General features: G+C 49.5%; 26 protein-coding genes. 7 read left to right on the top strand and 19 right to left on the bottom strand.

All coding sequences use genetic code 11. The features are described 5' to 3' along the window. Nucleotides 1-20: 20 nt before the first annotated feature. Entirely contained in the window at nucleotides 21-194 is a 174-nt protein-coding gene (locus tag BGO59_RS17600; protein WP_293685125.1) for a hypothetical protein, read from the top strand. 35 nt (nucleotides 195-229) lie between these two features. Here BGO59_RS17600 and BGO59_RS17595 read toward each other — a convergent pair whose 3' ends face one another. Genes BGO59_RS17595 through BGO59_RS17585 form a run of 3 tightly spaced genes read right to left on the bottom strand, consistent with a single transcriptional unit; the run spans nucleotide 230 to nucleotide 2,504 of the window. After that, nucleotides 230-1,660 carry a phage terminase large subunit gene (locus BGO59_RS17595; protein ID WP_293685123.1) on the bottom strand — a complete coding sequence of 477 codons (1,431 nt, stop codon included), beginning with the start codon at nucleotides 1,658-1,660 and terminating at the stop codon, nucleotides 230-232. 3 nt (nucleotides 1,661-1,663) lie between these two features. Then, nucleotides 1,664-2,221: a terminase small subunit gene (locus tag BGO59_RS17590; protein ID WP_293685121.1), complete on the bottom strand. Its 558-nt coding sequence runs from the start codon at nucleotides 2,219-2,221 to the stop codon at nucleotides 1,664-1,666. A gap of 34 nt (nucleotides 2,222-2,255) precedes the next feature. Next, nucleotides 2,256-2,504: a hypothetical protein gene (locus tag BGO59_RS17585; RefSeq protein WP_293685119.1), complete on the bottom strand. Its 249-nt coding sequence runs from the start codon at nucleotides 2,502-2,504 to the stop codon at nucleotides 2,256-2,258. A 115-nt stretch (nucleotides 2,505-2,619) separates the two neighbouring features. Between BGO59_RS17585 and BGO59_RS17580 the strand changes: the two genes are divergently transcribed. Next, on the top strand, nucleotides 2,620-2,934 hold the full coding sequence (locus tag BGO59_RS17580; RefSeq protein WP_293685117.1) for a helix-turn-helix transcriptional regulator: 315 nt from the start codon (nucleotides 2,620-2,622) through the stop codon (nucleotides 2,932-2,934). A gap of 34 nt (nucleotides 2,935-2,968) precedes the next feature. On the opposite strand, the gene BGO59_RS17575 is transcribed toward BGO59_RS17580, so the two are convergent. Next, the gene (locus BGO59_RS17575; protein WP_293685116.1) at nucleotides 2,969-3,148 is read right to left on the bottom strand and encodes a hypothetical protein; all 180 of its coding nucleotides are present in this window, start codon (nucleotides 3,146-3,148) and stop codon (nucleotides 2,969-2,971) included. Nucleotides 3,149-3,177: 29 nt separating this feature from the next. Here BGO59_RS17575 and BGO59_RS17570 point away from each other — a divergent pair, with 29 nt between their 5' ends. Then, on the top strand, nucleotides 3,178-3,453 hold the full coding sequence (locus BGO59_RS17570) for a hypothetical protein (RefSeq protein ID WP_293685115.1): 276 nt from the start codon (nucleotides 3,178-3,180) through the stop codon (nucleotides 3,451-3,453). On the opposite strand, the gene BGO59_RS17565 is transcribed toward BGO59_RS17570, so the two are convergent. The 9 genes from BGO59_RS17565 to BGO59_RS17525 form a co-directional block, all read right to left on the bottom strand. Beyond that, nucleotides 3,421-5,100, bottom strand: a complete 1,680-nt coding sequence (locus BGO59_RS17565) for a DNA cytosine methyltransferase (RefSeq protein ID WP_293685114.1) — start codon at nucleotides 5,098-5,100, stop codon at nucleotides 3,421-3,423. The two genes, BGO59_RS17570 and BGO59_RS17565, sit on opposite strands and share 33 nt — an antisense overlap. Continuing rightward, nucleotides 5,075-5,611, bottom strand: a complete 537-nt coding sequence (locus BGO59_RS17560) for a hypothetical protein (protein ID WP_293685112.1) — start codon at nucleotides 5,609-5,611, stop codon at nucleotides 5,075-5,077. The genes BGO59_RS17565 and BGO59_RS17560 overlap by 26 nt, the downstream gene beginning before the upstream one ends. Before the next feature lie 83 nt (nucleotides 5,612-5,694). Beyond that, a complete protein-coding gene (locus tag BGO59_RS17555) occupies nucleotides 5,695-6,303 on the bottom strand; it encodes a hypothetical protein (RefSeq protein WP_293685110.1) in 609 nt (202 codons plus the stop codon). Next, nucleotides 6,300-6,563, bottom strand: coding sequence for a hypothetical protein (locus BGO59_RS17550; protein WP_293685108.1), 264 nt, complete (start codon nucleotides 6,561-6,563; stop codon nucleotides 6,300-6,302). The genes BGO59_RS17555 and BGO59_RS17550 overlap by 4 nt, the downstream gene beginning before the upstream one ends. After that, nucleotides 6,560-6,754 (bottom strand): hypothetical protein, encoded by a 195-nt coding sequence (locus tag BGO59_RS17545; protein WP_293685106.1) that lies wholly within the window; start codon nucleotides 6,752-6,754, stop codon nucleotides 6,560-6,562. The genes BGO59_RS17550 and BGO59_RS17545 overlap by 4 nt, the downstream gene beginning before the upstream one ends. Then, complete coding sequence (locus BGO59_RS17540; RefSeq protein ID WP_293685104.1) at nucleotides 6,751-7,077, bottom strand: hypothetical protein; 327 nt, start codon at nucleotides 7,075-7,077, stop codon at nucleotides 6,751-6,753. The genes BGO59_RS17545 and BGO59_RS17540 overlap by 4 nt, the downstream gene beginning before the upstream one ends. Beyond that, nucleotides 7,074-7,643 carry a hypothetical protein gene (locus BGO59_RS17535; RefSeq protein ID WP_293685103.1) on the bottom strand — a complete coding sequence of 190 codons (570 nt, stop codon included), beginning with the start codon at nucleotides 7,641-7,643 and terminating at the stop codon, nucleotides 7,074-7,076. Before BGO59_RS17535 ends, BGO59_RS17540 begins: the two co-directional genes overlap by 4 nt. A gap of 87 nt (nucleotides 7,644-7,730) precedes the next feature. After that, complete coding sequence (locus tag BGO59_RS17530) at nucleotides 7,731-8,333, bottom strand: hypothetical protein (protein WP_293685101.1); 603 nt, start codon at nucleotides 8,331-8,333, stop codon at nucleotides 7,731-7,733. 67 nt (nucleotides 8,334-8,400) lie between these two features. Next, nucleotides 8,401-8,697: a hypothetical protein gene (locus BGO59_RS17525; RefSeq protein ID WP_293685099.1), complete on the bottom strand. Its 297-nt coding sequence runs from the start codon at nucleotides 8,695-8,697 to the stop codon at nucleotides 8,401-8,403. Nucleotides 8,698-8,832: 135 nt separating this feature from the next. Here BGO59_RS17525 and BGO59_RS17520 point away from each other — a divergent pair, with 135 nt between their 5' ends. After that, nucleotides 8,833-9,177 (top strand): hypothetical protein, encoded by a 345-nt coding sequence (locus tag BGO59_RS17520; protein ID WP_293685097.1) that lies wholly within the window; start codon nucleotides 8,833-8,835, stop codon nucleotides 9,175-9,177. Nucleotides 9,178-9,316: 139 nt separating this feature from the next. Here the strand turns inward: BGO59_RS17520 and truA are convergent, their stop codons facing one another. From truA to corA, 4 genes are all read right to left on the bottom strand, one after another. Then, nucleotides 9,317-10,090: a tRNA pseudouridine(38-40) synthase TruA gene (gene truA, locus BGO59_RS17515; protein ID WP_293685095.1), complete on the bottom strand. Its 774-nt coding sequence runs from the start codon at nucleotides 10,088-10,090 to the stop codon at nucleotides 9,317-9,319. Nucleotides 10,091-10,186: 96 nt separating this feature from the next. Further along, entirely contained in the window at nucleotides 10,187-11,554 is a 1,368-nt protein-coding gene (locus BGO59_RS17510) for a DUF6600 domain-containing protein (RefSeq protein ID WP_367120204.1), read from the bottom strand. Nucleotides 11,555-11,718: 164 nt separating this feature from the next. Further along, nucleotides 11,719-12,543, bottom strand: a complete 825-nt coding sequence (locus BGO59_RS17505) for a mechanosensitive ion channel domain-containing protein (RefSeq protein WP_293685093.1) — start codon at nucleotides 12,541-12,543, stop codon at nucleotides 11,719-11,721. Between the two features lie 115 nt (nucleotides 12,544-12,658). Next, nucleotides 12,659-13,609 carry a magnesium/cobalt transporter CorA gene (gene corA / locus BGO59_RS17500; RefSeq protein WP_293685092.1) on the bottom strand — a complete coding sequence of 317 codons (951 nt, stop codon included), beginning with the start codon at nucleotides 13,607-13,609 and terminating at the stop codon, nucleotides 12,659-12,661. Between the two features lie 44 nt (nucleotides 13,610-13,653). On the opposite strand from corA, the gene BGO59_RS17495 reads away from it, so the two are divergent. Continuing rightward, on the top strand, nucleotides 13,654-15,051 hold the full coding sequence (locus tag BGO59_RS17495; protein WP_293685090.1) for a chorismate-binding protein: 1,398 nt from the start codon (nucleotides 13,654-13,656) through the stop codon (nucleotides 15,049-15,051). A gap of 80 nt (nucleotides 15,052-15,131) precedes the next feature. Here BGO59_RS17495 and BGO59_RS17490 read toward each other — a convergent pair whose 3' ends face one another. Next, nucleotides 15,132-15,296: a hypothetical protein gene (locus BGO59_RS17490; RefSeq protein WP_170061115.1), complete on the bottom strand. Its 165-nt coding sequence runs from the start codon at nucleotides 15,294-15,296 to the stop codon at nucleotides 15,132-15,134. A 68-nt stretch (nucleotides 15,297-15,364) separates the two neighbouring features. Beyond that, nucleotides 15,365-15,607 carry a hypothetical protein gene (locus tag BGO59_RS17485; RefSeq protein WP_020598434.1) on the bottom strand — a complete coding sequence of 81 codons (243 nt, stop codon included), beginning with the start codon at nucleotides 15,605-15,607 and terminating at the stop codon, nucleotides 15,365-15,367. Between the two features lie 179 nt (nucleotides 15,608-15,786). Between BGO59_RS17485 and BGO59_RS17480 the strand changes: the two genes are divergently transcribed. Together BGO59_RS17480 and BGO59_RS17475 are read left to right on the top strand one after the other, a co-directional pair. Further along, complete coding sequence (locus BGO59_RS17480) at nucleotides 15,787-16,848, top strand: glycoside hydrolase family 130 protein (RefSeq protein WP_293685084.1); 1,062 nt, start codon at nucleotides 15,787-15,789, stop codon at nucleotides 16,846-16,848. A gap of 72 nt (nucleotides 16,849-16,920) precedes the next feature. Beyond that, complete coding sequence (locus BGO59_RS17475; protein ID WP_293685083.1) at nucleotides 16,921-19,731, top strand: ABC transporter permease; 2,811 nt, start codon at nucleotides 16,921-16,923, stop codon at nucleotides 19,729-19,731. Nucleotides 19,732-19,736 lie beyond the last annotated feature (5 nt).

Below are 19,736 nucleotides of genomic sequence, written 5' to 3'. Positions count from 1 at the left end.
ACTATTTTTAGTATATCCACATGCTTACTTTAACACGGCTTGATGGTAGCCTACACCGCATTGATTTGCGAACCATCGAAAGTATGGACAATAATGGTCCTGATGGCGTGACAATTACGTTTCTTAACCGACGGACTGAATCCTATAAAGATTTATATGGATCAATCATCGGCCCTTTGCTGACTTTAGAGTAAAGCAGTACAAAGCCAGACGTAACAGTCTGGCTCTTTTATTCTGCAATCCGACCCCGTTGTTTTTTCCACTGCTGGAAATAGTCGAACAGCACAGCGCCAACCCCGTAGGTAAAGGCAGATAGGCAGTGGCCGTTCTTTTCATAAACCGTTCCGTTTGCGTCTTTGGCCTTCTCCTTTTTGATACCGTCTGGACCCTCTTTCGTATTGCCTAAGTCCTTTACCAGATTCGGGCATTTCTCCTCATCGATCAGTACCTCAACGTCCGGCACATTGCCAGCCAGCACATCATTGATAAAATCCCGCCAGATGGCAGACACGACGACCGCCTTATTAACACCATTCGACCGACTGTGCAGAAATGGCGCCAGCGTTGATCGAACACGGTCGAACCGCCTGAAATTGCCTTCACCTTCAACCCGGTTTTCGCCCTGCCTGTCACCGTGATACGTAAACGACTTTCGAAATGGCATCAGGTAATCTTTGGCAGCCGCTTCCGATACTTTAGCTGTTGAGTTGCTCGGGTTCGCGTAACAGTATTCTTTGAAAAACCGAATCTGAAGCTTCATGCTCGCCCGTTGAAGCTGGAACAACAGCAGCGTCATATAGGGCACGGTATTAAAATCATACGTGCCATGTACTTCGGGAATATCGGGCAGAAACGGCACACCGCCCTCTTCTTTGCTACGGGTATGTTTGAGGTAATCGAATTCATGATACCACTCCCCGCCCGTCTTTTCGCGAACGTCCCACATCGCCTTGACGAACCGCTTGTATTTGGCCGGGTTTTTAAGCTTTAGCTGTTCGAGTGACTCTTTAAAGGCCGGATCCAGTGCCCCGTTATCATCCAGCATGAAGTTGATCACGCAGATGTTATCAGGCAGCGTATTGGTAACCCACATATCATAAAACTGCCGTCCCCATGTATCGGTTGGATTGAGCGTAATAAATATGATACTGGGAGGAGTTGGGCCAATATGGGAGGGAATAAAGTAACTACCCCGCCGTTCGAGTGCCTTTTCGTAGGTCGTTTCCTGAAGCTCCTCGCCCTGTTCCAGCCAGATATAATTTACTTCCAAACCGTTCCAGCGTTTTCGTTCGGGGTCAGCGCTGTCCTGCTCGGCAAAGAACTGAAAACTACTCCCATTGGTAAACTTCCACTGAAACTGCGGATCACCCTTGAACTGCTTAACAAATCCTGTCGGCATCAGCTTTTCAATGGTAGGCAGTGTCGTTGTTCTTAGGTTAGCCAGCGTATCCCGCACAACAATCGACCGGGAATGTGGATAACGCTTGTGTAACGTCATCAGTACGCCACCAACACCGAATGATTTGCCCCCGCGAATACTGCCAATACACACAATCGTATTGTACTTACCCGAATGAGCCGCATGAAACAGTTCGGCCGCTTTGGGGAATAGGCCAGGGTCGAAGTTAACCTGTGTATGGTGAACGGGAGCGACTGACATAGTTTAAAAAGTAATAACCGTACCATCCGGCATCTTGTAGGATTGAATCTGTTTCGGCTGATTCGCATCGCCGGGTAGCTGTTTATAGCGGCCGTGGAGCTGCAAGACCTTATCAACCGCGTCTTTCGCATCATAGAGTTCAATCTCAACCGTTTCGGTCACTGACTCGAAGTCATTCGGCCCCGTCGTGACCGTTCGGCGTTTTTTGTACTTCTTGACAACCGTCAGGTTTTCTCTGGCCTGATCGCTGTTGATGTCAATATCCCCCGATTCGGTCAGAAACGGATCGAGCGAACCCCGTGCCCAGACCGCCATTCGGCCGATCGCTTCGCCGACTGACATACCCATCTTTTCCATGAGATCGGAAATGACGAGCTTGACGTCTTCATTCCTCATCATCCGGTAGCCCTGATTCGATGCGCTGTCGGCCGTATAACCTGCTTCAATAGCCGCCCGGGTCTGATTGCCATGGCGACAGTAAGCCGCAACGAATGCCTTCTGACGACGATTCAGCCGATCCCAGGCTGCTTTAACCTCGGTCAAAATATCAGTACTCTCCATACTTTACGATTATTTATAGTAAAATACGATAAAACTAAACAGCGATCCGAGCGCCTTTCGATTTTTCCGTGTTAGCGCACCGTCGATTGGCTTCAACCTCTTCCAGAATCGACAGGCCACTCACAAACGCGTCATAGGTCAGTTGGCGAACGTTCTGCCGGGCAAACAGCTTGGTAGCCGCCCGGGCCGAGATACCCCCGCAGGCCGCTGCCCCTACAATGCCGCCCTCTGTCGCTCTGAGCCGCTGACGAAGATTCTGCTCGATTTCATCGGTAATGATCATGATTAACGTGCGTTCAAACGTGCGTACTTCCTTTCTTACTATTTTACGATAAAAAAACGTAGTTTCCCGCACTTTTACAAGACAATTCGGATAATCCGCATAACACGCTTCTTGAATGGCAACTTCCATCGAACATTACAACACACTGGCCGATCGGTTTCGTCAGTATCGTAAACACTTGGGACTATCGCAAACCGAATTTGGTCAGCGCATCGAACTGGATCAGACGGCCGTGTCGGCCATCGAAAAGGGTCGGCAGGATGTAACGATTCGAACGGTATATAAGCTGATCGAACTGGACTGCAATCCGAACTGGCTCCTGCTCGACGAGGGTCCCATGCAACTCAGCAAGTTATCCAGCCAGGGGGCCAGCCTCGAAGTACGTCAGGTCGGCAGTAAAACTGAATACATTATCCGGGTTCAATCATAAAAAAAGCCCGACTCGCTGGCCGGACTCTATTTGCTCATTTCTCAAACAGCCACCTCGTTAGCCCAACCCCTACCCCAACCAGCCAGCCACAGACCACCCGCAACGATACTGGTTTTGCAGGTTCGATAAACTGACAGGCATACAGGATTGTTAGGCAGAGAAGAATAACGAGCAGCGAATGTGCTGATGAGGGAATCAAGTAGTGGTGTGTCATGGGTGAAAAGAAACGATTAGTTTTACACAATGGAAGGAGACTTATTTTGCAATGCGGGGAATGGTGATTTGTATTTACGCGTAGCTGGCCATCACATCAAACGGAAGGTCGGTGCTGGCTGGTCGCTCACAACAGCCGATCAACTACCGGCAGACATAAACTGGAGTCCGCTACACTACAAGCAGTTCGACACGATGGTGCCGTATCTGATCAAAGAGGGGCTGCTACCTGAAAATGTCGAGTTCGCAGGGGAGCGGCCAGCGCCGAAAGCCTCAGAGCAGGGATTGGACGCAGCGACTAACTAATAGCTCCATCGTCGGTGGTGGATTCGCGTTGCCGATTTGCTTCTGCTGATCACTCTTATTGCCCAGTATCACATAGTCCGACGGAAAGCCCTGCGCTTTAGCCGTTTCCTTCGGTTGCAGCATACGGAAATAGCAATCATCGATCGATGGACGTGCATCCACCAGCGCAATGCTGTCCCGGGTTGGTACAGTCGATGCCGGTTCATAGACATGGTTTACCTGCGGCTGGCCATGGTAAGGCATCATGATCAATGAACTGTGGCCCGTCGTCATCACCGTATCGGCCGCATCGGTTTGAATATTGCGGGGTTTGGCTGTTCCATGAATGGGCACGACGAAGCCAAACTGATTATTGATGGTCGTGACCGTTGGCAATACATCATTCACCGAATTGCCTTTACTGTTTTTCTCCTGAGCAAACAGAAACGAACCCGGTGGTGCAATCAGGATTTCCTGATTGACCGAAGTTTGCGTATGCATCACTTCAGTCATTGAGCGTGCTGGTGATACATCCCGATTGGCTAACAGAAACGGCTGAGGGGAAACGAATCCCAAACTTTCCTTTGTGGTCTGAGTCGGGAAGACCTCATCACTAACACCCCTGGCCACTACATTCTGTGCCTGTGAATGCAGCATGTTGAACAGGAAGGGCGAAAACAGGTAACTACTATAACCCGTTGATTGGGCGTTTAAGGCTTCCGTTTCGGCGTTACGAATGCGAGCCGACTCACTACCAAATTGATTCCGCTGGTCCACAATGGTCAGTACCTTGCCAAACTTATCCAGCCCATACTGAACCCGTTTTCGGGTGTTGACACTGAGTGGTTTCATGCCCAGCTTTTCCCGGTCACCGATCCGAACCATCGGTAGGGAAAGGTCCAGCGCGTTGATCGCAGCGTAGTAAAACGGAATGACCGGAGCTGCGCAGACACTGCATCGATACGTGTACTGGGTTTTGTATTTACCAGCCCGGCAGTTGGGTTTCCATGTTTGAATGGCCTCAACCGTTCCACATTTGGGGCAGGGAGCCTTGGGCCGGATATCCAGATCCGGTTTGCGGTTCCCTTTCTTCCAGAACACGATGTAAATCCGGTCCCGTGACTGGGGAGCAAAACTTTTACCCGTCAGATCATGGGCAAACATGGCGTTCAGGTAGACGCATTCATGTTTGTAGCCCAGTGAATGCATGGCTTTGAGCCAGGCATCGAACATGACCCACATCCGAACATCAACGACGTTTTCCACAATGACAAACTCGTACTTGTGGATTTCGGCGAAGCGGGGAACATCCCACATCGTAGCGCGGGAACGGACCGCCGACGGATCGAACGCTTTGTCCTGAAAGATATCCTGCTGATGCAGGTTCTTCCGTTTCTGCCCTTTGGCCAGGGAATGATTCGTGCATTCGGGTGACGCGATGAGTCCAGTAGTTCGCTGATACCGGGCCGGATGCGTTTCGGAAATATCCGCGCAGTCGTGATGGGTATGCGGGTGGTTGGTGTTGTGACTTTCAATGGCCAGCTTCCAGCGATTGAGCGCATACTGGACCGCAACCCCGGGAATATTGACCGCGCCAGTCGATGACCCTCCACATCCACAAAAGAGGTCAGTTAAAGTTACTTCACTCGGATGAATTATGTTTTTCATTGTCTGATTTCTTATAGTAGGCCTGTTTGGCGTGTTGAACGATGTCGCTTCCTTCAATTCTGCCAGTGATGGTTAATTCGTAATGGTGGTTGGCGCATAGAATCCGAAAGTCTTCCTTATGCTCAATCACCCATTTGGGATGCCTGGGATGTCGCATACCTGTTCCCACCATTGTTGGGATGTAGTCAACATGAAGCCAGTTCTTATTAGTCGCTCCGCAAACAATACACTTACCACCCAATGCCTCCAATACCCGCACACGCTCTTTCTCTATCTTTTTGCGCCAATAATCGGGGTCTTTCTGAATTCGGTTTTTGTTGTACCCCTTCATTGCATCGGGATTCTTATCCTTGAATCGCTGGTGTCTAGGTGCATTATTAATTCCCCGACATTCGATGCTACAGGTCTTTTGAAGAGGTGCCTTTGCCGTATAAGGCTTATTACAGACTACGCAGATACGATCTGGGTTTTTAAGAGTGGGCTGTAAGCGTTTGGGTGTTGTTTTATACATAATCGAAGCCAGTTATATATCTATAATATACGAAATAACTAGCTGATTATCAATACAACCACAAAACATATCTGTTAGTGTAATCATGCTCGAAACGTGCTGATAGGTTCCTGATAAATCTTAAGGCCATCAATGTTACGCATACCCCGACTGATCGCTTCCCGAACCGCCTTTTCGTTGACCTGCAAAAACTGATTCGGTACCATCGTCAGCGATTCCACCTCAAACGTCCAGCGCATCTGTACGCCCTTCGGATTGTGTTCAGGACGCGTCTTCGCCTGTAACCAGTCCGCCTGTCCGTTCTGTTCGATCAAGGCCTGTTCCGCCTGTCGTTGCAAGTCCTCTGCTTCGCGAATCTGGCGAACCCGTTCGACGTTGTAGGCATGAACCGACTGTTTGTAGGGAGCAAGAGCCGTTTCGATTGGGTCAGTTAGCTTACGCTGTTCCGAAATCCAGTGCTGTTTCTGTTTGTCGATTTCGCGGGTAATCTTTAGCCGCTCCTCTTCGACGGTTTTAATCAGCTTGTTGCCCTCTGCGATGATCTGAACGAGTCGCTGTTGATCGTCGGGATTCTCGCAGGTCGTTGGCAGACTGGCCAGCGAGTTGCGGAAATCGTTGAGTGATTCGCGCAGAAGCTCGTAGCCAGTCGGCGAATCGAGCGATAAGTTTATCGGTTGTAGGTCAGTTGTCATGAATGAATGTCTTTTAGAAGTTGGCGACAGAAATTACTGATCTGTCGGGGAGTTGGCTGATCTCGTCGCTCACGCATGTACCAGGTAGCACCCCAACTGGTATCAATCCGACAGTAGGCTTTTTCGCAGTATACATGCACTACGCCTAACGAATGCATGTAAACACCTTCCAGATAGGTCTGCTTTACCCCATGTACATCGAGCCGCAGATGACCATGCTTGAGTTGAAAGCAGGTCGTTTCAATTTTCAGCTTGCTCATGATTTTATCTTTCTAACGTGTTCTGAACTATACGTTTTCACATTACTTTTCCCGTCTTCGATGGCGCGAACCAGCCCTTTGGTAGTCCAGCCGACGCATTTGCCAACGAAGTTGCGCTGATGGAAACCCCGGTGATAGACCTCGACGCGCACCCGGCAGCCGTCGGTGATTTCGGTTGATAGGGTGTTCATGGCTGCGTTACTTTTTGAATAACCGCTTCAGCCTGTTGGAGCCAAAGCGGTTTTTTCGGCGCATCAAATCCCATTTCCTTGTTGGCTTCGCTGATTACCCGATAACTCGTCTGAGCGTCTTTGACGGAGAGAATCAAGGCTTCGAGGAGTTCAGGGGCCGCTGCAATGAGTCGGGCATCAGCCTGTGGATTTATGCCATACTGCTCATGCTGATGGGGTAGGTGTACCCAAGACCACCAGTAAAAATCACCAATGGCTGTTACAACCGCTTGGTCATTCTGATCGCTGACTTTCCAGGGGCCGGGTGTGTGTTGTTGGTTCATGGACGGTCACTGGCTTCGGCTTCGACGGACTTCCCAAACTGTTCGTGCTGATCAATCGCCCGTTGGCGCATCGTGTCAATCCGGTCAGTCGGAAACAGAAACGGACCTATCGTCTGATCGTGATCCCAGAAAGCCGTAAACTCAGCCACTGACACAAACAATCCCTCAAACGCATCCCGAAACGTTCGCTCATCGGCAAAAGCCAGAAACTGCTGATCGACCGGATGAATGCTGCCATCGGACCAGATAGCGAGTCGATTCGGGTTTGGGTCGTGAAACAGTTCGCCATCCTTCCAGATCGTTTCGTGTTCAATACCGAGCTCGGTTTCCACGCCCCGCAGATACAGCATACCATCATAGGGTTTGACCAGACTAAAGATCATGACGCCGTGTTTTTGGATGAGGTACTTTTGCAGTTCCGCCATCCAATGCGCGCCAGCCACATCGTACCAAAGCTGAAATTGTAAAAAGTCGTCTGGATTGTCGTAATCCAGCAGGCAGGCTAAACAGGTAGGAAAGCAGTTACCGTCCGGGCTACCAAACCGGGTTTGTATGAGCTTTTTCATGATGTCAGTAGAATTAACCCCCTCCTTTAGCTCACTAACCCAAACCAGATCAGCCAGCTAAAGGAGAGCGTGTTTTTGAAAGGTGAGTTAATTAGCGGGTTCAGGTAGCTCAGCAATAGAACCCGACTGGAGAAGCGACAACCCTACGGCAAACGTGGGTGAATTGAGTGTCGTGACGGCGTTGGGCGACAGCGTTTCAGCGCGGTAAACTGGGTACTGATTCGCGTATTCAGCCAGTTCAGCGACAACGGCCGGATCAGCAGGCACGTAAGCGAACTTAGCCAGATACCACGTTCCTTTCGGGACAACGGTTTCGTTGACGTGCTTTTCCGACGTAACAGTCAGTACCACATCCGACAATTGCAAATCGTCGTAGTATAAGGGTTCGGCGATGTTGAGCAGTTCGTTGACGCTGTTGTTATTAAACATCACCACCGACAGCGCGCCCGTTTCGTCCACAAAAAACACCTCTGCCCATTTTTCGAACCGACCCCGGCCAAACAGATTATCTTCAAAGATGCGCCAGGCAATGGGTTGCAGCGTCAGACTAGGGCCAACGTCCTTGGTGCCGTTGATGTTGAAGCGGCCCGTCTGTCCGTTGAATCGGTACTGTTTAGGCCGGCCCGGTGCCAGACATTTGATGAACCAGCTCACTTCGCCGGTTTCTTCGTCTACGTGTTTGTAAGTCATCGTGTTTTAGAATTATGAATTGCAAAAAGCCACTCACCACATATGGTGAATGGTAATAGTCAACGGGTTACTTGCCTTCGGCAATGGCGGACAAGTGAGCGTACAAGCCTTCTTTCACCTGGTCCGAAAACTCATATCTGTCCTGTTCGTAGGCTGTGGCAATAATGATGTCAGCCTCAGTGCAGTTGAGAAGAGCCTTGAAGGTGGCAACCTCGTCATGCTGCATGAGACTAGTATCCAGACCAAGACTTTTAGCAGCCGTCCGGTAGTATTCGTCCGGGTTGTTAATACTCATCATTACTTGCAAGCGAAGCTGCTTATACTCGTCTGAGGCAAAAGGGAGCGAGGTTACTTTCTTTTCCATCGTGTTTTAGAATTATGAATTGCGTGATAACAGGAGCAAATATCTGATATAATTACAAATAATCCAACTTATTTACAAAAATATTTTGTATATATATCAGTATTTGTAAATTTGCCTTATCAACTCTTTACATTTATGGAAACAGCAATTGGAAGTAGTATCGTGGTCGATAAAGACATGGCAGAGCGTTTCCGTGCGATCCAGAGGCAACTGGGCGTCAATACGCGCGTAATGGCCATTAAATCGGGGGTGCCCGAGGCAAAATTGTATCAATTCCTAGCAGGTCGGCAAAATCTGACCCTGGAATCGCTCAGGCTACTTAAAAAGGCCTATCCTGATATATCTACAGAATATCTGATAAATAATCAGGGCAGCGCGTTAATTAGTCAAGGTCAATTCACGGACGACGTTCAGACGGTTTACATTACCAAACCAGTCAACGTTCAACTTGAAGTTCGCGACCAAACCAGCACGAAATAAGGGAGGAAATTTACGAGAATTGACCCCATTTTTGACCCCATATCCTGAAATATGACTCATAATAGCCAAAATAGAGGCATTTATTTAAGAAAATTTAAGTGAAGCGCAGACGTAAACCGATCGTCCGTAGAAATTAACCCTATGGCCTTGCCCCATTCTCCCTCCCTGTTATCACCTCTTCCGGGTAGCCCACCTCAACCAGATATAAGCCATTTGCCGGCACGGCTCTTCCGGCCGCATTACGGTCTTTCGCCTGTATAATCTGCTCGAACTGATGGCAATCCATCCGCTCCTGTCCTATTTCAAGCATCGTACCGACAATGGTACGTACCATGCCCCACAGGAATCGGTCTGCCCGAATATGAAACGTCAGGCAATCCTCGTTTATGCGTTCCCAATAGGCAAAATCGAGACGGCAATGAAAATGATTGACATTGGCTCTCGCCTTACTGAAACTTTGAAAATTCGTGTAATTCAGCATACCCTGGCAGGCCTCGTTCATTAATGTCTCGTTGAGCCAGGGACGGAAGTGATACGACAGACCATGCGTAAAGACATCCTTTTGCCGGGAAATGTGATACTGATAATACCGAAAAACGGCCGAAAAACGCGCATGATCCGTTTCCTGAACCGGAAAAATGGCCCGAATGGCAATGTCCTCTGGCAGAAGGCAATTCAATGAATAGATAAATGCTTCCGATAAGTTTAGCGGTTCATTAGTATCAAAATGGGCAAATTGCTGCCGGGCATGTACTCCCGCATCTGTGCGCCCGCTCCCCACTACATAAACGCGTTTGCCCAGTCGTTGGCTGAGTGCAGCTTCCAACGTGGCCTGAATACTCACACCAACCGTCTGTGGTTGCCAGCCGCAGTAGGCCGTTCCCCGATACGACAGTTCAATAAAATAGCGCATAGGGAGCAAAAATAGTCAAGGATGGTCAGCTGATAACGAAAACGCCACATACCGAATAGGCATATGGCGTTTCCTGAAATGATTGATGCACGTAGCTTACCGGGGGCCTCGCTGATGGCGCTCGCCAAAACCACCCCCACCCTGTTGTGGTTGCCCCGGATTGTTCTGAGGTAACGACTGAGGCCGACTTTCCTGCATCCGCTGGAAACCACCGCCACTCTGACCGCCCTGCATAGGTTGGCTATTCATTTGTGGCTGTCGCTCAACCCGGTCAAAAGACCGATTCGGTTGTTGCTGAAAACCACCCTGTGGGAAGCTTCTTTGCTCATTTCCACCCATTCTTCCACCATTCGGGAAGCCGTTATCACCTTGTGGCGAGTTGCCCGGTGAATAATTGCCACGATTTGGAGCTGGTACTGGAGAAGGCATTGTACTATTTCCAGCATTAGGCGATGGCGTATTATTAAAACCGCCACTGTTCCCCCCACCGTTGCGCTCCATTGGGAATCCATTGCCCCGATTCATGCCCCCATTATACTCACGGCTAGGTGCGTTGCTACCCCCATCGTAGTTCGGGCGATTCTCATAGCCTGGGCGACTATCGTAATTCGGGCGATTATTGTTAAAGTCACCATTATACCGCCCACCCCGATTATAGTTCGTGTTACCACCATCATAATCCCGGCGGGGTGCATTATTGAAGCGATCATTGTAATCACGGCCTGAATTAGCTGCCATAGCAGAACCAGGACGATAGAAACCAACTGATCCGTTACCAACTACCGATCGACCAGGCCGATCCATATGTTCGACACGATACACCGGAACATTTTGACGAGTTGCCCGTTCAATATCGGCTCTCGGCGGGCCATAGGCATACGCTCGTCCTCCGCCCCGATAATAGTTATTGATGATCGTTGTTTGCTGATAGACATTCACTACCCGTGGACGGGGCACACAGTAGCTGTACAGATTTGGGCTGGTTATGTAAATCTGGGGGACAAAATTCCAGTAAAACGAAGGAATATTGATGTTGACATTAATATCCCAGCCAGGTGCCAGCGGAGCCCAGCCATAATATCCTCCACCCGACCGCCAGGATACCCACGCAGGAGCCCAGTCGCTACCAGGCACCCAAAGCCACCCACCATAGGCAGGATCGTAAATCCAGCGACCATAGTGAAACGGCGCCCAGCCCCAGGCATAATCGGATACCCAGGTATTACCATACTCGGTCATGACCCAATGACCTCCACTGGCATAGGGCTGAAAAGTAGGTCCGGCATTGGGTAACCACACATTTCCGTAGCCAGGGTACTGCATCCATTGCCCATACGGCGACAGTTCGTTATAAAACGACTCAACAGGCACCGTAACACCTGGTTGAGCAGCGGCTTCCTGCACCAACGATGGACTCAAGGCCAGTAAGGTCATCAATGCAAGCCGTTTTATTGTGTTTAGCATGTTCATGGCGATTCGTTCGTAAGCGGTGAGTACTGACACTCATCATGAGTTAGACTCTTTTGCCGCAAAAACGTTTAACGAATCCGTAAAAAAACTGGTATAAAAACGCCCATCTGAACAACCAAAGTCCAGATGGGCGTTTTTGTCAGGTTTCGAACGAATGGCTATTCTTCGTTTGTAATAAACATCTTAGGTTTAGGTGCTTCGATACCGTCTTTGCCAAACTGCCGGGCAATGTGTTCGAGCATATAATAGTACGTCTCCCAGTAGGTATCGCTCTTGGTCCAGACGCGCACATCGTAGTCACGTGAGTTAGCCCCCAGTTTGGCAATCAGCACATCATGTTCCCGATCCTGAAGCGCATATGGGCAGGCTGCAATGACTTTCTGAATCGACATCTTGGTAGCGTCCAGATCATTTTGGCTGCCTACCGTATACACCTGATCAACACGGATAACTCCCTTCGTGCTGATATTTGTAATAGCAGCCGTCGACAAGGCTCCGTTGGGCAGAATAATCGTTTTGTTATCCAGGGTTACCAGCGTTGTATCAAAAATTCGGATCGCTTCCACATTACCCGTAAAACCCTGCGCTGTAATCAGATCGCCTACGCGAAACGGTTTGAAAATCAAAATCAGTACCCCACCCGCAAAATTTGCCAGGCTACCCTGTAACGCCAACCCTACGGCCAGACCAGCCGCTCCAATGATGGCAACGAATGAGGTCGTCTGAACACCAAGCGTACTGGCAATACTAAGGAGTAACAAGACCCTTAACAAGCCATTGACCAGCGATAGCAGAAAGGGCTGCACATCCCGATCAACATGCCGTTTGGTCATGGTGGTAGCCAGAATCCGGGTAATCCAGCCAATAGCCCAAAGGCCAACGATAAGTGTCAGGATCGCCAGCAGCACACGGCCACCATAAAGTGTAACAAAGGTTACGACCTGCGTGTAAAAAAGTTCCAGTCGGGTTTGCGCCTGTTCCATAGTGAAGGGGAATTAGTTTGACAATCAGACGCTAACCCCTCTAAAAGGTAACTCACTGACCTCCCCCTTTTCATCTATAATTTTGATAGCCTACATCGTACAGGCTCGTCAGGCTTCACAACCAGTTTTTCCGACGGAATATCCAAACGGTCAGGGCCGACGAAAGCACCATCATAGCCAACGCAAATACATACCCATATTTCCAGTGGACTTCGGGCATCTCATCGAAGTTCATCCCCCATATGCTGGCCAGTAAGGTTGGCGGCAAAAAGACCAGTGAGACAACCGTAAATATTTTGACGACCCGGTTCTGCTCCAGGTCGATCAGACCGAGGTAAGTATTTTGCAGGAATTCCAGTCGCTCGAAAATGAAATTTGTGTGTTCAATCAACGAATTAATATCCTTGATAAGCGTTCTTAACCGTTGCTGCTCCAGCTCATTGAACCACCCATCGGAGCGGATCATCGCCGATATAACGCGCTGCTTATCAACCACATTCTCCCGAATCAACATCGTCAGCTCCTGATAATCATTGATATTCAGCAGCATTTCCCGATCCAGATTGGCATCCAGATCGAGCATGCGGTTGATGGCTTTGATTTCGTTCGATACCAACTCGATCAAATCAGCATCGTAATCGATCCGTGACTCAAAGATGGAAATCATGATCTGGGCCCCATCGCTGAAAACCGCCCGGCGCGACTTAATCCGCTTCACCGTATCGGCAAACGATTTCAGGTCAGCATTACGGTAGGTAAACAACGTGTCATCTTTCAGGATAAAACTCACCGGAACATTCACGTACCGTTGTTCCTTATCAGGAATCAAAAAGTTGGAGTTGGCGATCATGAAATCATCTTCTTCGATGTACCGCGAACTACTTTCAATTTCCAACTGCTCCTGCTGACTCAAAAAATCGACATCGAATTTTTCTTCGACACTCTTTATTTCGGCTGGGGTTGGATTCTGCAGATCGACCCAGAGCGTTCGTTCGGTGTCGGAAAAGGAATCAATGTCCCGAATTTTGCGGACAGCGGTTTCGTCCTGTTGAAAGATTCGAATCATAAGCGTTGGCCGGACTAGTAATCCAACCGCAAAGTTCGTAGAAAATGCCGCACAAATTCACCGTAAAATATGTTATCACTATAGTCGTCCCTGAAATTGGTCGGCTATTGCTTATGCAACCTGAGTCTGTAAGTAAATTCGTTTCGAGTACTCCAACTACCAAACGTCGTCCGTTTGAATCGGCTCCCGGTGCCGTTGATTATTGGGAAGCGGCTTTATCGGTAGGGTTTCCGGCTGCTCTCTGGCGATTACCGAATCAGCAGGATAAACACCTGATTGTATCGCTCGATGATGTTCTGCCACGAGTTTCGGCCGATCTGGAGGAGTTGCCCGCTGGTTTTATAATCAGCCCCTTCGACAATCTGGCTAGAAGTATGCACGTTGAGGCACAGCCGGATGAACATTTAGATACGACCGACTACGTTCCGCAAACGCTCTTTTTGCGAGCCGATATTCAGGCAACCTTTTCGGGCAATTCTTCCCTTACCAATCGGCCTGCTCATTCAACTAACTCGTCAGCGAAAGCAGAGCAATTCTGGCAGGCGGTCCGAAAAGCCATCGCTACAGGCAACCAACCCATCTTGAGTAGCCCAGTGGCCCTTGACGAGCCGCATGCACAGGAACAATATATTCAGAACGTGGCCGAAGCGGTTGAAGCGATGCAACGGGGCGAATTCCGCAAAGTGGTTTTATCAAGAACGAAACAAGTGCTGTTCGCTGATGCTCCCAATGCTGTAGCGTTGTTCGATAAACTTTGCGATAAATATCCGAATGCCTTTGTATCAGCTGTTTCGATACCAGAGAAAGGGCAAATCTGGATTAGTGCTACTCCCGAACGCTTAGTAAGTCAAAATGCCGATGGTATTTTCCAGACAGCCGCTTTAGCCGGTACGCAATCGGCCTTCAATCCAGACGGCACCGCCAAGCGTCCGGCCGAAGCGATGTGGTCACAAAAAGAGATTGAAGAACAGGCGATTGTATGCCGTTACATCATCGAATGTTTCAAGAAAATTCGTCTGCGGGAATATATTGAAGAAGGGCCAAAGAGTGTGGTAGCCGGTAATCTGATGCACCTGGGTACTTCCTTTACCGTCGATACGCAGGCTGTTCGGTATCCGCAGTTGGGGACCGTTATGCTTCGTTTGCTGCACCCAACCTCAGCCGTTTGCGGCACTCCCCGCGATGTAGCGTTCCGATTTATCCAGCAACATGAAGCGCACGACCGCGAATTTTATAGCGGATTTTTAGGCCCTGTCAACATTGATACGAATCAGGAGGGGCCATCGAATCATATTTTTGTGCATATCCGCTGCATGAAACTCGAAGGCAAACAGGCAACCCTCTACGCAGGAGCAGGTATAACAGAAGATTCCGTTCCCGAGCGTGAATGGCAGGAAACCGAGATGAAATGCCAGACACTGCTTTCTGTAATGATTGAATGATCGAATTGTTGAATGATTGAATAAGCTGGCGCAAGCTTTTCTATTCAATCATTCAACAATTCGATCATTCAATTATTGGATTAAGCTCCTTCGGCAGGGTCGTTGGGAGCGCGGGAGCCGTCTTCGGTGGTGCGATCACCAGCTTCACTGGCAGCCGACGACTGGGTTTCTGAATCGGGAGCGGTGCCCTCCTCATCCGCATGTTTAGTAGTCACTAAAGGTTCTTCAGCCGGATCTGGTTTCATAACGTTGTATTTAGTTCGACAAGCGTATAACTCAGAAATCACGCTCTGAGTTATACGTGCCGGGCTAATTATTCCATACTATCGTCGTCCAGATCGTCTTCGATGTCATCATCGTCCAGTTCTTCCAGATCGTCTTCATCGAAATCATCCAGATCATCGGCCCCAAACTCTGAATCGACACCGGGGTCGTCTATTTCATCAAAGTCAACGTCATCATCGTCAAAATCGTCATCATCATCAAAAGCAAATTTGGGATCAGGGTTCAACATCAGCACGTCTTCATCCTGATCAAACGTTGGCTGGTAAATCATGGTCAATAAAGGATAAATGTTGGTTCACTCGACATAACGCGGCTCTTTCCCGGAAGGTTTAGCCAGCGCTCAAACTTATTCAATAAAAGCTCAAAACTACAAGCCTGCTATCAAGTTTATGCATAATAGTGCCACAATTGTTGCATCAACCGGAAAAAAAAAGCTTTTTGACTCAGCGAATGAAGAATTACCAACTCCGACGGTTGTCTGATCAGCCTATTCTGCAAACCCAGGATGTCAAACCAAGCGTTGAGGGATTCGACGTTCTGGGCGCCTTTAATCCGGCAGCCTGCCTCTTCAACGACGAAGTTATTCTTCTAGTACGTGTGGCCGAAGCGCCAAAAGCCGAACCAGGCTTTATTCGCATTCCGCTCATCGACATAGTAAATGGCGTTCCTACGCTGTTGGTCAAACAATTTCCGGAACCCAGCGAACCTTACGACCCACGCTTGCTTTCGCTGAATGGAAAAGTCTATTTAACGTCCATGAGCCATTTGCGACTGGCCCGCAGTCGGGATGGAATTCACTTTCAGATCGAGGACAAACCCTTTTTATTCCCGGCCCGCCTGGACGAAGCTTTTGGTATTGAAGATGCCCGCATTACGTTTCTGGAGGGAAAATACTGGATCACCTATACAGCCGTATCCGAGCATGGGCCGGGTGTGGGCTTGGCCGTCACCACCGATTTTGTGCACGTAGAACGCATCGGAATGATCCTCCCCCCGCCCAACAAAGATGTGGCCCTGTTCCCCCAACGGATCAACGGGAAGTACATGCTGCTGCACCGGCCCATGGTTTCGGAAATTGGGAAACCGTCGATCTGGCTAGCCGAATCGGACGATAGTATCCACTGGGGCAATCATCGCTTTCTGTTTGGTGGGCGTGGGCATATTGACACCGATCCACTGGGTCATCCCTTTAGCTGGGAAGGCGGCAAAATCGGAGCCGGGCCTGAACCAATACTCACCGAGGAGGGCTGGTTGGTCTGTTATCACGGAGCCGACGCCACTCACTCGTATTCGCTGGCACTCGCCCTGCTGGATAAAGACGATCCCGCGCGGGTACTCGATCGCTCCAATCTCCCTTTGCTTACCCCCGAACATCCATGGGAGCGGGAAGGCTTCTTTCCTAATGTTGTGTTCTCCAACGGCTGGATTCAATGGCCCGATTCCGGGCGTATCTGGATGTATTACGGAGCTGCCGACTCGGGCATAGGGTTGGCCGAACTGGTACGGGTATAGGCAGGAATCAGCATTAATACACAATAATCTCTTATGTACTGACAAAATGCCTGGATTTCGTATCTTGGGGGTATGATCAATCCACTCCTTACTATTGCCCAGTTTGAGCTGCGTTATCAGTTACGACAGCCGACATTTTACCTGTACGTCCTGATGGCGCTAGGCCAGGGAATCTGGTACTCCAATCAGTTCACCACTGTATATGCCTATATGGACACTACTCAGGTCGTCTACCTGATTTTGTCCTCGCTGGGTGTAATGCTGGCCGTGATTGCGACGCTGCTGGCGGGACAGTCGCTTACAAAAGACCTCGACTATCGAACAACGGCCTATCTGTTCACGCTGCCCATCACCCCACGCATCTATTTTGCCGGGCGGTTTCTGGGTACGTTTGCCACGGTGCTGCTGCTTGCCCTGTTTTATCCACTCGGTATTCTGCTTTTTCTATCTTTCTATAACCTGAATGGTCCAGATGTTTGGCTAGCTCTGCTCGATGGCTTCGTTCGGCTAGTGGCCCAGAACCTCCTGATAGCCGTGAGTTTACCCTTTGCCTTCACTGTTTTCCTGAGGAGCATGCGGGGAGCGTATGTCAGTCTGTTTTTAGTCGTTCTTTATTTTTTACTGACTGAATCAGGCCAAAACATTATAGGAGAGTCTGATTTAGGGCATTTGCTGGACCCATTTGGCGTGGGTATGGCGCGGGAATCGGTCGAATCGATGACATTCAGCGAACAGCCAGCAGGATTTCTTGTTTTTTCAGACCTGTTTCTCATTAACCGGATGCTATGGCTGGGCCTGGCGCTAGGGTTACTAGCCTATGCCGAGCAACGGTTTTCGTTCGATTACTTCACAGCAAAGCAACCCGATACTAAACAGAAAGAAACACAGCCTGTCAATCAACACCAGCCGAACGACCTGCCAACCACGATTCGATTAGAATTCGGGGCGCGATTTGTCGGGCCCACCATTCTCCACCTGGCTAAACTTGAATTGCGGAATCTAGCCCGTCAGCCCATCTTTTTCATTACCCTTGGATTGCTGGTGCTGCTATCCATTCTGTCTGTCACCGTTCTGTCAGGTCAGCAGAATTTTCCGACACTACCCATTACCTCACAGATGACCGCCTTACGACTATCCATGGGGGTATTCATTGGCCTATTCTTACTGGTTATGACTGGTGAGTTGATTTTCTCCGAACGGACCGTCGGGTTCTGGCCCATTCATGATGCACTGCCTCAACCAAATTTTGTTTTCCTGGCCGCCAAGCTCCTGGCGATGATCGGTATTGCCGCTTTTCTAACGCTCGTGCTCTTCCTGACAGGTGTTGCGGTGCAACTAGCCAGTCATTTCTATGACATCGACTGGATGCAATATACCGACGACCTGCTCATGGACGGATTTCTGCGCTATTGCCAGTTGATAGCGCTTGGTGCGCTGATCGCTGTTCTGGTGAATAATCGGCTATTGAGTCACCTAATTAATCTACTGATTTTTGCGGCTCTGTTTAGTAGCTACCAGTTCCATGCAAATGGACAACTCGTTTACGCATACAGTTTTTTACCCGGCTCAACGACCTATTCTGATCTGATAGGTTATGGCGCTAATTCGCAGCTTCGTCCAGTTATGCATAGAGTCTGGTGGAGTGTCGCCGGGCTGTTTATCACTACGTTTTTTCTCACCTGGAACCGGGGCGTAGCGGGCTCATTCCCCGACCGCATCCGACAATGGTCCGCTGGATTTCAGGCTCCATACAACGTTGCATTTGGTACTTTATGCGTTTTTCTGTGCCTGTCGGTCTGGCAACTAAAGCACCAGTCACCATCCCTTGGTGATAACCAATCAACTCATCTTGCTACTCAGTCAACTACTTTTTCATCAGTATCGGGCAGACCTGTACAAATTCGATTACGCCATCACCATGCTTACCTGACCCAGCATATGTTGCGCTCAGTCAGAAACGCTCTTCGGAATGGCGAACAGATTTTTGGTCCTTACCCCTATTCGCAACTACAGATTACGGAAACGCCATTGGGGACGACTGAAGTAGGGTCGCGACCGGGAGAAATTCGGATAGCCGAAAATCAGGGCTGGACAGCCGATTACCGAAAGCCTACGCAACTCGATTATATCGATTACCTGGTTTCGCGGGAGGTATTTAAACAGTGGCTCGTCCATCGCTTACATCCCGTTAGCCAACCAGGAGCAGGCTTCCTTAAACAAAGCCTGCCCGAATACCTGGCCCTGCAAACCGTCGCCAAACAGTATGGTTCCGAACGGCTTCGGGATCGACTTGCGCAACGGGCCATGTGGTACGCCAACAGTCGGCAACGCAACCGCCAGCAGGCGACCTCAAGTTTACAATCGAATGGAAACGATGCCGTTGAACGCGGACGGGCCGCGCTGGCTTTAACCAGCATTGAACAAATCTGGGGCTCCCGGCCACTCAGCCTTACGATTGGCCAGTTTTATCAGAAAGCAATTCAGGAGCCATCTTCAGCAACAGCGGTCGCCTTTGCTCAGGAGTTATCAAACCAATTACCCGACCAATTAAAATACCTGAAAACGTACCTGAGTGAACCTTTAGCGTTCGATTTTAAAGTAGGCCATGTAGCGAACTTACCCAACGGCCTGACTGTCGAAATTCTTACCAGCAAATGGCGGGAAGAACCCAATGGACGTCGCCAGCCGATACCGATCAATGATTATATTCCCCTGGTCGTTCTGGATGAAGCGGGCCACGAAGTGTATCGACAATTGGCCCACCCCAATCCCGATGAGCGGTTCATAGCCCTTCCTCCGCTGCCCAATGCCCGAAAGGTCGTTATTGACCCGTTAGGTGCATGGCTGGAGCCCAATAAACGGGACAATACAAAGCTGCTCTGAACTTC

Source organism: Spirosoma sp. 48-14 (assembly GCF_001898575.1).
Lineage (GTDB): Bacteria > Bacteroidota > Bacteroidia > Cytophagales > Spirosomataceae > Spirosoma.
The sequence above is the reverse complement of the archived record's forward strand: the minus strand, read 5'-3'. Positions and strand labels throughout refer to the sequence as shown.

Coding starts and splice junctions, on each gene's coding strand:
- BGO59_RS17485 (WP_020598434.1), bottom strand. CDS start 15,607: ATGATTTACCAGCCAACGTTTGATCAGGATGAAGACGTGCTGATGTTG.
- corA (WP_293685092.1), bottom strand. CDS start 13,609: ATGATTCGAATCTTTCAACAGGACGAAACCGCTGTCCGCAAAATTCGG.
- BGO59_RS17575 (WP_293685116.1), bottom strand. CDS start 3,148: ATGACACACCACTACTTGATTCCCTCATCAGCACATTCGCTGCTCGTT.
- BGO59_RS17560 (WP_293685112.1), bottom strand. CDS start 5,611: ATGTATAAAACAACACCCAAACGCTTACAGCCCACTCTTAAAAACCCA.
- truA (WP_293685095.1), bottom strand. CDS start 10,090: ATGCGCTATTTTATTGAACTGTCGTATCGGGGAACGGCCTACTGCGGC.
- BGO59_RS17555 (WP_293685110.1), bottom strand. CDS start 6,303: ATGACAACTGACCTACAACCGATAAACTTATCGCTCGATTCGCCGACT.
- BGO59_RS17525 (WP_293685099.1), bottom strand. CDS start 8,697: ATGGAAAAGAAAGTAACCTCGCTCCCTTTTGCCTCAGACGAGTATAAG.
- BGO59_RS17540 (WP_293685104.1), bottom strand. CDS start 7,077: ATGAACCAACAACACACACCCGGCCCCTGGAAAGTCAGCGATCAGAAT.
- BGO59_RS17535 (WP_293685103.1), bottom strand. CDS start 7,643: ATGAAAAAGCTCATACAAACCCGGTTTGGTAGCCCGGACGGTAACTGC.
- BGO59_RS17565 (WP_293685114.1), bottom strand. CDS start 5,100: ATGAAAAACATAATTCATCCGAGTGAAGTAACTTTAACTGACCTCTTT.
- BGO59_RS17580 (WP_293685117.1), top strand. CDS start 2,620: ATGGCAACTTCCATCGAACATTACAACACACTGGCCGATCGGTTTCGT.
- BGO59_RS17600 (WP_293685125.1), top strand. CDS start 21: ATGCTTACTTTAACACGGCTTGATGGTAGCCTACACCGCATTGATTTG.
- BGO59_RS17505 (WP_293685093.1), bottom strand. CDS start 12,543: ATGGAACAGGCGCAAACCCGACTGGAACTTTTTTACACGCAGGTCGTA.
- BGO59_RS17490 (WP_170061115.1), bottom strand. CDS start 15,296: ATGAAACCAGATCCGGCTGAAGAACCTTTAGTGACTACTAAACATGCG.
- BGO59_RS17595 (WP_293685123.1), bottom strand. CDS start 1,660: ATGTCAGTCGCTCCCGTTCACCATACACAGGTTAACTTCGACCCTGGC.
- BGO59_RS17495 (WP_293685090.1), top strand. CDS start 13,654: ATGCCGCACAAATTCACCGTAAAATATGTTATCACTATAGTCGTCCCT.
- BGO59_RS17550 (WP_293685108.1), bottom strand. CDS start 6,563: ATGAGCAAGCTGAAAATTGAAACGACCTGCTTTCAACTCAAGCATGGT.
- BGO59_RS17520 (WP_293685097.1), top strand. CDS start 8,833: ATGGAAACAGCAATTGGAAGTAGTATCGTGGTCGATAAAGACATGGCA.
- BGO59_RS17475 (WP_293685083.1), top strand. CDS start 16,921: ATGATCAATCCACTCCTTACTATTGCCCAGTTTGAGCTGCGTTATCAG.
- BGO59_RS17570 (WP_293685115.1), top strand. CDS start 3,178: ATGGAAGGAGACTTATTTTGCAATGCGGGGAATGGTGATTTGTATTTA.
- BGO59_RS17545 (WP_293685106.1), bottom strand. CDS start 6,754: ATGAACACCCTATCAACCGAAATCACCGACGGCTGCCGGGTGCGCGTC.
- BGO59_RS17480 (WP_293685084.1), top strand. CDS start 15,787: ATGAAGAATTACCAACTCCGACGGTTGTCTGATCAGCCTATTCTGCAA.
- BGO59_RS17510 (WP_367120204.1), bottom strand. CDS start 11,554: ATGCTAAACACAATAAAACGGCTTGCATTGATGACCTTACTGGCCTTG.
- BGO59_RS17530 (WP_293685101.1), bottom strand. CDS start 8,333: ATGACTTACAAACACGTAGACGAAGAAACCGGCGAAGTGAGCTGGTTC.
- BGO59_RS17585 (WP_293685119.1), bottom strand. CDS start 2,504: ATGATCATTACCGATGAAATCGAGCAGAATCTTCGTCAGCGGCTCAGA.
- BGO59_RS17590 (WP_293685121.1), bottom strand. CDS start 2,221: ATGGAGAGTACTGATATTTTGACCGAGGTTAAAGCAGCCTGGGATCGG.